Source organism: Urechidicola vernalis (genome assembly GCF_031846385.1).
Lineage (GTDB): Bacteria > Bacteroidota > Bacteroidia > Flavobacteriales > Flavobacteriaceae > Urechidicola > Urechidicola vernalis.
On the sequence record NZ_JAVRHV010000001.1, the window covers coordinates 1007354 to 1021788 of the forward strand.

At 33.5% G+C, this 14435-nt stretch carries 11 protein-coding genes; 10 read left to right on the plus strand and 1 reads right to left on the minus strand.

All coding sequences use genetic code 11. The features are described 5' to 3' along the window. Positions 1–2: 2 nt before the first annotated feature. Positions 3–425 (minus strand): PaaI family thioesterase, encoded by a 423-nt coding sequence (locus RM519_RS04505; protein WP_311592567.1) that lies wholly within the window; start codon positions 423–425, stop codon positions 3–5. Positions 426–517: 92 nt separating this feature from the next. Here RM519_RS04505 and RM519_RS04510 point away from each other — a divergent pair, with 92 nt between their 5' ends. The 10 genes from RM519_RS04510 (at position 518) to lepB (ending at position 14433) form a co-directional block, all read left to right on the plus strand. After that, positions 518–1012, plus strand: coding sequence for an IS1096 element passenger TnpR family protein (locus RM519_RS04510; protein WP_311592366.1), 495 nt, complete (start codon positions 518–520; stop codon positions 1010–1012). A 92-nt stretch (positions 1013–1104) separates the two neighbouring features. Then, entirely contained in the window at positions 1105–2007 is a 903-nt protein-coding gene (locus RM519_RS04515; RefSeq protein WP_311592368.1) for an ABC transporter ATP-binding protein, read from the plus strand. Positions 2008–2009: 2 nt separating this feature from the next. After that, entirely contained in the window at positions 2010–2837 is an 828-nt protein-coding gene (locus tag RM519_RS04520; RefSeq protein ID WP_311592369.1) for an ABC transporter permease, read from the plus strand. A 75-nt stretch (positions 2838–2912) separates the two neighbouring features. Next, complete coding sequence (locus tag RM519_RS04525) at positions 2913–6887, plus strand: T9SS type B sorting domain-containing protein (protein WP_311592370.1); 3975 nt, start codon at positions 2913–2915, stop codon at positions 6885–6887. Between the two features lie 192 nt (positions 6888–7079). Further along, positions 7080–9836 (plus strand): T9SS type B sorting domain-containing protein, encoded by a 2757-nt coding sequence (locus RM519_RS04530; protein ID WP_311592371.1) that lies wholly within the window; start codon positions 7080–7082, stop codon positions 9834–9836. 75 nt (positions 9837–9911) lie between these two features. Then, a complete protein-coding gene (locus tag RM519_RS04535) occupies positions 9912–10676 on the plus strand; it encodes a ParA family protein (RefSeq protein WP_311592372.1) in 765 nt (254 codons plus the stop codon). Positions 10677–10678: 2 nt separating this feature from the next. Next, entirely contained in the window at positions 10679–11572 is an 894-nt protein-coding gene (locus tag RM519_RS04540; protein WP_311592373.1) for a ParB/RepB/Spo0J family partition protein, read from the plus strand. Continuing rightward, positions 11572–12147, plus strand: coding sequence for a DUF5683 domain-containing protein (locus tag RM519_RS04545; RefSeq protein WP_311592374.1), 576 nt, complete (start codon positions 11572–11574; stop codon positions 12145–12147). Before RM519_RS04540 ends, RM519_RS04545 begins: the two co-directional genes overlap by 1 nt. 13 nt (positions 12148–12160) lie before the next feature. Continuing rightward, the gene (gene dapB, locus RM519_RS04550; protein WP_311592375.1) at positions 12161–12862 is read left to right on the plus strand and encodes a 4-hydroxy-tetrahydrodipicolinate reductase; all 702 of its coding nucleotides are present in this window, start codon (positions 12161–12163) and stop codon (positions 12860–12862) included. A gap of 17 nt (positions 12863–12879) precedes the next feature. Beyond that, positions 12880–14433 carry a signal peptidase I gene (gene lepB, locus RM519_RS04555; protein WP_311592376.1) on the plus strand — a complete coding sequence of 518 codons (1554 nt, stop codon included), beginning with the start codon at positions 12880–12882 and terminating at the stop codon, positions 14431–14433. Positions 14434–14435: the final 2 nt, after the last annotated feature.

Here is a 14435-nt window from a genome sequence, read left to right on the forward strand (position 1 = left end):
GTCTATTTCTTTTTTGGCAAGACAATGGTCGTCAACTTAACTAACGAAATTAAATCTCCTTGATCATTTTCAACTTTAACTTCCCATAAATGAGTAGTTTTTCCTTTATGAATGGGTTTTGCTGTTGCCGTTACCAATCCATTCTTCACACTTTTTAAATGATTGGCTGTAATCTCTAGCCCTTTTACATAATACTTTTCCAAATCTACAGATACATGAGATGCTAAACTCCCTACTGTTTCTGCCAAGGCAACTGTTGCTCCTCCATGTAACAAGGCATCTGGCTGATAAACTTTAGAATTTACAGGCATAGTTGCTACGACATAATCTTTACCAATCTCAACTACTTCAATTTCTAAAGTTGTCATAAGTGTATTTTTAAACACCTGATTATTTATATGGTCTAAGGTCTTTTTTACATCCATTTTAAACGGGTCGTTTGTAATTAAAGTATTCACAAAAATAGCATAATTAATTCTATATTATTGCTAATTTTGCAGCATTCTAACACAGAGGTATGGCAATAAAAATTAGAGCAATTTTAGATGTAGAAAAGGATGTAATTAGAGATTTAATTATCGATGATTCTTCTAATCTTGAACTTGTTCATAAAGAGATTGCCTCGGCATTTGGCTTCAACGGTCAAGAAATGGCCTCCTTCTATTTGTCAGATAGTGAATGGAATCAAGGTGAAGAATACCCATTGTTTGATATGGGAACTTCAAAACCAATGAAAGATACTTTGACTTCGGAAGTTTTCCAATCAAAATCTAGCCGATTAATTTATGTGTATGATTTCTTTTCAATGTGGACCTTTTTTATTGAAGTAATAGACACTAAAGCCACTACAAAAAATGACCTTCCTTTTGTTTCATTTGCTTTTGGAGAAACGCCTGATGAAGCTCCCGAAAAAGAATTCACTGCCGAAAAGACTTGTTTAGATTTTGACATGGATGAAGATGAAATGGATGGCTTTGGAGAATTTGAAAACTTAGACGATTACGATTTTTAATCGATTTAGAGCTACACAATATAATTCTATAATTTCTGTAACATTATTGTATCTTGGTCGTTTAACATATAACAACCAAACGCAACTAATCATTGGAAACAATCTTATCGCTTAAAAATCTAGACAAAAAATACGGCCCTGTTCATGCTGTTAATAATTTGTCGTTCGAAATTAAAAAAGGAAATGTTTACGGAATCTTAGGTCCTAACGGTAGTGGAAAATCTACAACTTTAGGGATTATCCTTAACGTCGTAAATCGTACTTCTGGAGAATTCAGTTGGTTCAATGGAAACCTTTCTACACATGAAGCCTTAAAAAAAGTTGGTGCAATAATAGAACGCCCAAATTTCTATCCGTACATGACAGCGGCTCAGAATTTAAAGTTAGTTTGTAAAATTAAAGGGGTTTCTCAGGACAATATCAATGAAAAATTAAAAACGGTCAATCTTTACGAACGAAGAGACAGCAAGTTCAAGACGTTTTCATTGGGAATGAAACAACGCTTGGCAATTGCCTCAGCCCTGTTAAACAATCCTGAGATTCTTATTTTGGACGAACCTACTAATGGTTTAGACCCTCAAGGAATTCATGAGATAAGACAAATCATTAAAAAAATTGCTTCGAACGGAACAACCATCCTTTTAGCTTCGCATTTACTAGATGAAGTTGAAAAAGTATGTTCTCATGTGGTGGTTATTAGAAAAGGTGTAAAATTATACGAGGGAAGAACTGATGAAATAACCGCTTCTCACGGATTCTTAGATTTAAATACAAAGGATCAGAATGAAGCGTTAATTGCAATTTTGAACGAATTTGATGGAGTTTCATCAGTTAAAACAGAATTAGATGGAATGTTGATTGCGACTTTAAATAGAAACGTGTCCGCATCAGAAATTAACAAATTTCTATTCGACAAAAACATTGTATTAACGCACTTGGTGAAGCGTAAGCCAAGTTTAGAGCAACAATTCCTTACCCTAACTAACGATAAATAATCATGTTCAGATTACTCAATATAGAATTTCACAAATTAAAACACAGTAGAGCAAGTAAGGTATTAATCATAACTTATTTTGTGCTTTTAACATCAACCGCTTTAATCGCTTCAATTAAATTTGATATAGGTGAAATAAAATTTCATTTAGCAGAATTAGGCATATTTAATTTTCCATACATCTGGCATTTAAACACGTTTTTATCCGCAACTATAAAGATTTTTTTATTATTGGTAATCGTATCAATGATGTCCAATGAATACAGTAACAAAACGTTAAAACAAAATCTAATTGATGGACTAAGCAAAAAAGAATTCATTCTTTCTAAGTTCTATACGGTAATAGTTTTTGCCTTAGTATCGACATTATTTGTTTTTTTAGTATCATTAATTTTAGGATTAATTTATTCAGATTTTACTGAACCTGCTATTATTTTTTCTGACCTAGAGTATATTTTTGCCTATTTCATTAAATTGGTTGGCTTCTTTTCTATGGGATTATTCCTTGGAATCTTAATTAAACGATCAGCCTTTGCTATTGGAGCTTTGATTGTATGGTTTATGATAGAAAGTTTCACTAAAGGTATGTTATATTGGAAACTTGAAGGTGCCGTAGATTTCATTATGCAGTTTTTACCGCTAGAAGCAATGTCCAACCTTATAAAAGAACCTTTCACTAGATTTTCTGCAGTAAAATCTGTAGCAAATCAAATTGGTGAAGATCTTAGCAAAGACTTTTCAGTTCACTTTAGTGATATATTAATAGTTCTAGCATGGACCGCAATATTTATTTACGGTTCGTACAGACTTTTAAAGCGTAGAGACTTATAGTGTTAAATAAAATCTATTTTTTATATAATTAAATATATACTTACTTTTGTTAGTTCCTATCTCTTATAGAAATTAATGAAAAAGAGTTTAATTATATTCATACTGCTATTATCGAATGCCGTGCTTGGCCAAGGCGAAGCCAATAATTGGTTTTTTGGCCATAACGCTGGAATTGAATTTGACTATACAAATGGTACTGTTACCAACATTTCTAATCCATTAGTAAGAATACGTACTGAAGAGGGTTGTTCTGCTTTTTCTGACCCCAACGGAAATTTATTATTTTACTCAGATGGAAGTACTGTTTGGAATAAAAACCACCTGATTATGGATGGAGGTTCTAACTTAAAGGGAAATCCTTCAAGTACTCAATCTGCTATGATAATTCCTAAACCTATGAGTTCAACTGAATTTTACATTTTTACAGTGGGAGCTTATTTTAACACCGAGGTTCCAGGTTTCAACTATTACACCATAGATATGTCCTTAAATGGAGGATTGGGAAAAGTAGTCGGTGGACCTACGGATTTATCAGGTCCTTTAAGTCTTCAATGGACAGAAAAAGTTGCTGCAGTGAAAGGTGCTCAATGTAACACTAATTGGGTTATTTCTTATGATGGCAATAACTTAAAAGCATATATGGTTGATCCGTCTGGAGTTAATACAACACCTGTTTCTAGCTTTGCTCCTGCTCCAACAGATGGGGATGATAGAAGAGGTTATTTAAAAGTATCTCCTGACGGAAAAAAAATAGCAATTGCACATTTTTTATATACTCAAGACAATCCAATAGGTAATAGTAGTGTTATTATCTATGATTTTGATGACTCAACTGGTAAAGCTTCAAATCCTGTTCGTGTTTTTAATGATCCTAGCAATTTTGAACACGCGTATGGACTAGAGTTTTCAAGGCAATCAACCAAACTCTACGCTTCTACTTTTGACGGAATAAACAATAGAGTATATCAATATGACTTGACAAATTCCGATGTTGCAAATTCCGCTATAATGGTTCAAAATCAAATTGGATATAGAGGTGCTCTACAATTAGGACCAGATGGTAAAATATATGCAACTGTACCTGTTGATTATTGGACAGGCACGCAGTTTTTAGATGTAATCAATGCTCCAGATGAATTAGGAATAAATTGTGATTACCAACAAGATGTCATTAATCTCGGTACAGGTATGGCTACTCAGGGTTTACCTCCATTTTTATCTTCTATTTTTTCTCCGATAGAAATTACAGGAAATGACGGTAGCGGAAACTCAATTGTTCTGAATGGTCAATTAGTAGATTTATGTTTAGGTGATGATTTAACAATAAGCCCTGAAACAATTTCAGGAACGGCAACATATGAATGGACTTTCAATGGGAATGTAGTTTCCACAACCGAAGACTTAGTTTTAACTAATATTCAATTAAGCAACATTGGAGATTATAATTTAGAAGTCACCTCTGTTGATGCTTGTGGAAGAACAAGTTTTAGAAATGGAAATTTTAGTATACAATCTGTTAATGAACCACCAATTGCATACCCAGTTACGACTCAAATAGTTTGCGACCCTCTATATACAGGAACCTTCGCATTCGATTTTGACACAATGTATTCTTCAGTTGTATTAAATGGTCAAGACCCGAATACATTTGAAGTGAAATATTTTAGTTCTCAAGCAGACGCGGATGCCAATACAAATGAATTACCAGTTCCCTTTGATTCTCCGAATATTTCAATTTTTGCTCGTATTCAGAATATAAATAACAATAATTGCTTCGACACCACTAGTTTCGATATCACTATTTATCAATCAGCATTACCTTTAAACGCCTCTAGCATCCCTCCGATGCAGAATTGTGATAATATATCATACGGAACACTTAACGATGGCATAAATATTACAGATTTAACGGTATATCAACCATTGATTTCTAATGGTCAGAACCCAACAGATTTCCCTTTAACGTACTATACCGATGCTGCTTATAGCATCTCTATCCCCGACCCTACAGCATTTCAAAATAGCGTAGTTGGTGGGCAAACAATTTATGTTAGATCTACTAACCAAATAGAACCAACTTGTTTTACAGATACACAATTTGAATTGGAAATATTCACTACTCCAACTCCAATTCAACCTTCAAACATGATTTTATGTGATGATGACAATAATGGCACTATGTCATTTGATTTAACATCACAAAATGCGCTTATAAATACAGAGTCTGGCATGGTTATTACCTATCATGCTTCTCAGAATGATGCGGATTTAAATTTGAATCCGATTATAAGCCCGCATGAAAGTGGTGTTACAACAATTTATGTCAGAGTTGAAAACACTCTACATCCAAGTTGTTATGATACAACTTCATTTGGCTTAGAAGTCTATGATTCTGCTTTTCCTTTAGATAGCGCGTCAATTACGTCTATTGCTTATTGTGATAATACTTCTGTAGGAACTGACACCGATGGTATTATTGTATTTGATTTAACGGAAAGGTCTATAGATATTTTAAATGGACAAGCGGCTTCGGAGTTTACCTTGACTTATTTTACGGCCTCTAATTATGACCCTACAAGTGAAATTTTGGATCCGATTAATTTTCAAAATACCGTAGTTGGCGGGCAAACTATATATGTTCGTATGACAAACAATTTAGAAAGTTCTTGTTATTCGGACACCTCCTTTACAATTGAGGTCTTTGAATTGCCTGTAATTCAACCTACCATGATATTTAAAAATTGTGATGAAGATGGAAATCCAGATGGTTTTACAGATTACAATTTAGAAGAAGCAAATGCTTATATCACGAATGGAGCAACAGACCTAACGGTAACCTATCATTTAAGCATGATAGATGCCGATACTGGCTCAAATGCTGTAAATCCATCACCATTTAACAATGTCACAGCTGCAACGGTTTATGCAAGAGTAGAAACTGTCGATGGCTGTCATAGGGTAAGTACAGTGTCTTTAGAAGTTTCAACAACTTCCTTCCCGGCTGGATATAGTTATACTTTAGAAACTTGTGATGATGATGATACCATAGATGGACTGCATTTATTTGACCTTACTCAAGCTTCATCTGATATGATTGCTCAGTTCCCATCCGGACAAAATCTTTCGGTGCATTATTATACAAACCAAAACGATGCACAGTTAGAACAGAATGAAATTGTTTCTCAAAGCGATTATATGAGTGAGACTCCTTTTAATCAAACTTTATATGTACGTGTAGAAAGCAATGACAATGGTGCTTGTTTTGGAGTAGGTCCTTTCTTAGAATTAATTGTGTACGAACGCCCAGAATTTGAAGTGATTCCAGAAGCCGTAGTTTGTTTAAACTTACCACCAATAATATTAGAAGTCTTTAATCCTAAAGATGTTTATACGTATGAGTGGACTGATGAGAATAACCAAGTTATTAGCACAGAAACAACAGTTGAAGTTTCAGTAGGAGGTGTATATACCGTTATTGCTACTTCTGGATTGAATTGTGAATCGTTTCCGCAGACTGTCACGGTAATAGAATCGGATATTGCAGTACTAGACCATGATGATGTCACCATTACAGATGATTCATCCAACAACACAATTACCATAAATAATGAAAATAACAATTTAGGATTAGGTGATTATGAATTTGCTTTAGACGATGAATTAGGGCCTTATCAAGATGAATCATTATTTGAACAAGTAATGCCGGGCCTGCACACCATTTATGTGCGAGATAAGAACGGTTGTGGATTAGCTATGTTAGAAGTATCCGTAATTGGATTTCCTAAATTCTTCACCCCCAATGACGATGGATTTAACGATACTTGGACCATCTTGGGCGTAAGTCGAGATTTTTATCCAACTTCATTAATCTATATCTATGATAGATTTGGAAAGATATTAGCAAAAGTAGATCCCTTAGGAGAGGGATGGAACGGATTCTATAACGGAACAGAACTCCCATCCGACGACTATTGGTTCTCGGTAGAATTAATCGATAAGAATGGTGAAACTAGAAACCGAAAAGGGAACTTCAGTTTAATAAGGCGCTAATCATTTAATACGATTGTATAAGTTTTAATTTTAACACAATTTGTTAAAATTGTTAATATTTCTAAACGAAATTTAACATTTAATTATCTAAATACAAACAACTTAACAAACTACATTTCAATAACTTTAACCTAAATAACTAATTCGCAAGTTTATTACCAAACTGAGCAAATTGACTATAGAAAAGTTGGAATGAAAGTTAAGTATTTCTTATTTATTTGTTTATTTATAACCACTCAACTAATTGCACAAAAAGAAGCTAGCAATTGGTTTTTTGGAGTAAATGCAGGACTTAATTTTAATTCTGGAGTGCCAACCAACAAAAACGGAAGTACTTTAATTTCAAACGAAGGTTGTGCTACAATTTCTGATAGAAACGGGAATTTACTTTTTTATAGCGATGGTAATACTATCTGGAATAGAAACCATGATGTATTATTAAACGGTGATAACTTACTGGGGCATCACTCTAGCACACAAGCAGCCTTAATTATCCCTAAGCCAGGAAGCCGAACACTTTATTATGTTCTTACAGTGGATAAACCGAATTATTACCTAACAGAAGACGACCCTATTTCTGGACTAAATTATAGTTTGGTAGATATGACACTGGATGGTGGATTGGGTGGAGTTATTACTAATCAAAAAAATCAACATCTATTAACATATAACCCAAACAATTTTTTAGAAAAAGAGTTCAAATGTTCTGAAAAAATCACGGCCGTATTACATGCAGACGGAATTTCCTATTGGGCTATTACACATTTTGTCGATAGATTTTACGCCTTTAAAATAGACGCCAATGGTATTCAACCAAATCCAACAATTTCAACGACAGGACAAACTATAAATCCTGCATTTGATGATGACGGTATTAACAAAACTGCCATTGGGTATTTAAAAGCATCACCTAACGGAGAAAAGTTGGCTATTGCTCATAGTTCTACAACTGCAGGAAGCCCAAGAACTGGTACTAAAAAAAGTGGAAAAGTGTTTTTATACAACTTTAATGCAACTACTGGTGCTGTCACCAGCGCCCAAAACTTAATTTCTAGTGAATATCCGTACGGAGTGGAATTCTCTCCTAAATCAGAAAAATTGTATATCACATCATCCATTTTTAACAAAGATGATATATTAGAAAAAAGTAATTTATATCAATTTAATTTATCCGCTAACGACGTAAAGTCTTCAAAAAAAATAATCAACACCTCAAGTGCAATTGCTGGAGCATTGCAATTAGCGATAGATGGAAAAATCTATAGAGCAACAAACACTACCAGCCTTTCAGTTATTAAAAATCCAGAGGAATTAGGTAATAATTGTAACTATATCCCCTACTCCCTTCAATTGGACAATAAATCAACACTTGGATTACCTCCCTTTATCCAATCCTTCTTCTTGTTTAATTTCAATTATGAATATCAATGTTATGGAGACACTACTAATTTTTACATTACATCAGATGAACCTTTTGATAGTGTTCTTTGGAACTTTGGAGATGGGCACACCTCTACTATTGAAGAACCTCAACACACTTATTCCAATTCCGGCACTTATGAAGTTTCGTTAACTAAATATATTGCGAACGAACCCTCCGATAAAATTATAAAACCAATTACTATTTTCGACACACCAAATGTTAATCCCAATACCTTTGAATTAATTCAATGTGATTCTCAAGACGCGAATAGTCAAGATGGCTTAAGCACTTTTAATTTAGAAGCGGCTATTGAACATATTACGTCGGAGCCAATAGAATTATTAGATTTTTATTTTTACACGGATAAAGCCCTTGCAGAAAATGATATCAATAATTTCAACTCAATAAGTAACATTTACTCAAACAATGCTCCAGAAGAAATTATATTTGCAAAACTCTTAAAAAAGGGATCTGATTGTTTTTCTATTGCAAGTATAAAACTAATCGCACATACTCCAATAGATATCTCAATTAGTCCATTTTATAGTTGCGAAATTGAAAATAATCAAGCGGAATTTAACCTTAGAAACCAGAAGGATTTTATTTCGCAAAATTTAGGCTTACCGCAAGCAACTACACAAATTACTTTTCATGAAACCGAGCAAAAGGCATCATTAATCATAGATCCGCTTCCTGATTTATATTTATCCTCTGAAAAAACCATTTATGCCAAAATTACCATTGGTGATATTTGTTATGGCATTGGCGCTATTGAACTCATTATTCACAATTTTCCTGAAATAGAAGAACATGAGATTATTAATAATTGCTTTAACAACTTTCCGTTAGAATTATCTAGTGAAATCGAAAATGTACAACAGAGTAATTTTAGTTTTAATTGGAATACGGGAAGTTCAGATCCAGAAATAACAGTCAATACGGCAGGAACATATACCGTTTTAATAACCCATTTATTAACTGGTTGTTCAAAAATTAAAGAAATCGAGGTTATCGAAATCCCTGCTGTACAAATAAAATCGATTACTATAGAAGAGCAAACGATAGGACACGAGGTAACTGTAATTTTAGAAAATAGAAATCAAACAACCACCTATGAGTTTGCAATGAATGATGTGAATAGCACCTTTCAAAACGCTCAAATATTCAATAATATCCCGGCCGGATATCATACCTTATATGTTAAGGATAATTTTAATTGTTCCATTGTAGAAAAAGATTTTTTTATTCTTGGGTATCCAAAATTTTTAACTCCTAATAACGATGGAGAAAATGATACCTGGCAAATACAAGGGTATGATAAAAATACTATGGAAGCTTCAGATATTTCTATTTTTGATCGTTACGGAAAATTAATTGTAGTTATAAATCCTTTAGGTAGTGGTTGGGATGGCTTATATAATGGAAAAAACCTTACAACCAATGAATTTTGGTTCAAAGTCGCATTGACGAATGAACGTGGAGAAACAATTATTTCTCGTGGTCACTTTAGTTTAATAAGACGTTAAATTAAATATAACAAGTTCTATTTTACCAACTCATAAATAATTGTATTTTTACAACGAATAACCTCAACAACTTTTATGGGAAAAATAATTGCAATTGCTAATCAAAAAGGTGGTGTTGGAAAAACTACAACATCTGTCAATCTTGCTGCATCTCTTGGTGTATTAGAGCAAAAAATACTTCTTATAGATGCAGATCCACAAGCAAATGCAAGTTCTGGATTAGGTATAGACATTGATGAAATTACAGCTGGGACCTATCAATTATTGGAACATACAATTTCAGTCAAAGATGCGATTGTTAAAACCAATTCGCCTAATGTAGACATTATTCCTGCACATATAGATTTGGTGGCTATAGAAATTGAATTAGTAGATAAGGAAGAAAGAGAATACATGCTAAAAAAGGCATTGAAAGAGATTAAAGAAGAATATGATTATATTCTAATCGATTGTGCTCCTTCTTTAGGACTGATTACTTTAAACTCTCTTGTTGCCGCCGATGCTGTAATCATTCCAATACAATGTGAATATTTTGCTTTAGAAGGTTTGGGTAAATTATTAAATACAATTAAAGGGGTTCAAAAAATTCACAATAGGGCTCTAGATATTGAAGGCTTGCTGCTTACGATGTATGATTCAAGGTTAAGATTGTCTAACCAGGTAGTAGACGAGGTTAAAAAACATTTTGACAATATGGTTTTCAACACCATTATTCAACGTAATGTTCGCCTGAGTGAAGCACCTAGTTACGGTGAAAGTATTATTAAATATGATGCTACAAGTAGAGGAGCCGAAAATTATATTAATTTAGCAAACGAAATCCTAAAAAGGAATAAATAAACATGGCAAAAGCAACAAAGAAACAGGCGTTAGGAAGAGGGCTTTCGGCGTTGTTAAAAGACAATAATTCCGACATCAATTCTGCTAGTGATACCAACGCTGACAAATTAGTAGGTAGTATTGTTGAACTCGACATCACCTCTATCAACGTAAACCCTTTTCAACCAAGAAGTTACTTTAATGAAGAAGCATTAAACGAACTTGCTAGTTCTATTAAAGAATTAGGAGTCATACAACCTATTACAGTTCGTAAACTTGAAGGAAATACATTTCAATTAGTTTCTGGTGAGCGAAGGTTTAGGGCTTCAAAACTTATAGGCAATAAATCCATCCCAGCTTATATTAGATTGGCAAATGACCAAGAAATGTTGGAAATGGCGTTGGTTGAGAATATCCAACGAAAAGATTTAGACCCGATAGAAATTGCTATGTCTTATCAACGAATGATTGACGAATTAAACTTGACTCAAGACAAAATGAGTCAACGTGTTGGTAAAAAAAGATCAACAGTTACCAATTATTTAAGGCTTTTAAAATTAGACCCTATCATTCAAACAGGAATGAGAGATGGATTTATTTCTATGGGGCATGGTCGTGCTTTGATTAATATTGAAAATCAGGATGATCAACTATCTGTATATGAGAAAATTCTAAAACAAAAACTTTCAGTTAGGCAAACAGAAGTACTAGTTAAAAACCATAAAGAAGGAATTGTAACTGAAAATTTAAATGAGAAGCCTGAATTGCCAAAATTTATTAAAAAAAGCATCAAGGAAATTAGCGAATATTTTGGTCATAAAATAGACATTAAAGTTTCAGGTAAAGACAAAGGGAAGATTGTGATTCCATTTCATTCTGAAGAAGATTTTAACAGAATTAAAAAGTTGCTACAATAGTGTTGAAACCAACATATATTTTTTCTATTGTTTGTTTTTTTTGTGTTCATTTAGCAGTTGCGCAAGAAGATGAATTAATTATCAGTGAATCGATTCAAGTTGTAGACGAAGAGAGTATTGATCCATTAGCTCCATCTAGAGCGGCATTCTATTCTACTATACTACCAGGACTTGGTCAAGTTTACAATAAAAAGTATTGGAAAGTTCCTATTGTGTACGCGGCATTGGGGACCTCTATTTATTTTTATATCGAAAACAACAATCAATACAATAGATATAGAGATGCATTTAAATTAGGTGAGAACGGGAAACCTCACGAATTTGATGGAGAAAATGGAAATTCTTTCTTAAGTAGAGATGCATTGATGCGCGCTCAAACACAATTTAAAGAGAGTAGAGATTTATCTCTACTAATTACCATTGGAATTTATGGTCTGCAAATAGTTGAGGCTAGTGTTAATGCGCATTTAATGCAGATGAACACCATAGATGACATCTCCTTTAATCCTAATATAACAATAGATCCTATCACAAATAAACTGATAGGTGGAATAGCATTATCTTACAATTTTTAAAACACATCATTTCATGAAAATAGCATTGATAGGATACGGACGCATGGGAAAAGCAATTGAAAAAATTGCTTTAGAAAGAGGACATGAAATTGTTTTAAAAATAGATGTTGAATCAAAAGATATTGACATTTCTACTGCAGATATTGCGATTGATTTTAGCGTTCCAAATTCTGCCTTCGGGAACATTACCAATTGCTTTGAAAATGGAGTCCCTGTGGTTTCTGGAACAACAGGTTGGCTTGATAAATATGAAGAAGCCGTGGAAATATGTAATTTAAATAAAGGCGGGTTTATTTCGGCTACAAATTTTAGTTTAGGAGTAAATATTTTCTTTGAATTGAACGATCGGTTAGCCAAAATGATGACAAATCTTTCTGATTATAATATCAGTATGGAAGAAATTCATCATACTAAAAAATTAGATGCCCCAAGTGGTACGGCTATAACATTAGCTGAAGGGATAATAAAAAATACTTCTAAAAGTAATTGGGCTTTAGATGTAACAAATACAGAAAACGAAATACCTATAGTTGCGAAACGAGTTCCTGATGTACCTGGAACACATTCCGTTTCTTATACATCTAGTATAGACACAATAGACATTAAACATACTGCACATAGCAGACAAGGTTTTGCCTTAGGGGCAGTTGTTGCTGCTGAATGGTTAGTCAATAAAGAAGGAGTCTTTACAATGAAAGATGTATTAGGACTATAAATTTTTAAAATAAAATTATGACATTAATTCAATTATGGTTGTTGTTTTTTGCAGCACTTCAAGTAATACATTTCGCTGGAACTTGGAAGTTATACGTTAAGGCAGGAAGAAAATCTTGGGAAGCGGCAATTCCAGTTTATAACGCTGTTATTTTGATGAAAATAATTAACCGACCTAAATGGTGGGTTATTTTACTTTTTATTCCAATTGTAAACTTATTAATGTTTCCAATTTTATGGATTGAAACTATTCGAAGTTTTGGAAAAAACTCTCGAATAGACACCACAGCCGTATTACTAACGTTCGGGCTTTATATTTACTATGTAAATTATGCTACCGATGTTAAATATAAGGAGGAACGCAGTTTGCAACCACAAAGTAGTTTGGGAGAATGGGTGAGTTCTATTGCCTTTGCCATAATTGCTGCAACATTGGTTCATACTTATTTTATGCGACCTTATACCATCCCAACCTCATCTTTAGAAAAATCTCTATTAATTGGAGATTATCTATTTGTAAGTAAATTTCATTATGGTGCAAGAATTCCAATGACTCCTTTGGCACTTCCAATGGTTCATGATTCCATTCCTTTAACAGATAAGGGATCTTACAATAAGCAAGTGCAATTGCCATACATGCGTTTACCTGGTCTTCAGAAAATAAAACGAAATGAAATTGTCGTGTTTAATTGGCCTGCAGATTCTTTAAAATGGATGTGGAATGACCGATCTGGGAAATTCACTTACAAACCTATTGATAAAAAAACAAATTATGTAAAAAGATGTGTTGCTATTGCTGGAGACTCCTTGCAAATAATCGATGGCGATATTTACATAAATGGAGAGCGTTCCGTTATGCCAGATAGAGCGAAGCCTCAATTTTATCATGAGGTTATTTTAAATGAAGGACAAAACCTTAGTAAAAGGAGTGTAGAAGTCCGATACAATGTAAGAGAATATGGAAGAAATAGAGCAGGAAACCTTGTATTAAACGTAACTGACGAAGAAGCTGCTTTAGTACGAAAAAATCCGGCAGTAAAGAGTATTACAAAATTGTTAGAACCAGCAGGAAATTTCGATAAAAGAGTATTTCCTCATGACTCTCAGTATCCTTGGACCCAAGATAATTTTGGACCTATTTATATTCCTAAAAAAGGAGAAACTGTTGTATTGGATCAAAAATCTATTCCTTTTTACAAACATTTAATTGAAGAATACGAACACCATGAAAATGTTACATTCAATGGTGATGAAGTTTATATAAATGGGGAAAGAGTAACCAATTACACATTCAAACAAGATTATTATTGGATGATGGGTGACAACAGACAAAGTTCTTTAGATGCTCGTTTTTGGGGATATGTTCCTTTTGACCATGTTGTTGGAAAACCCGTATTTATATGGATGAGTTGGGAAACCAATGGCGATGGCATTAAAAATAAAATTAGATGGGATCGTTTGTTTACTACCGTACATGGTGAAGGCAAACCACGCTCCTACTTTTACTTTTTCTTAGGCGGCTTGGCAATTTGGTTAATTTATAGCAATTTCATAAAAAAGAAAAAAGCGTAATC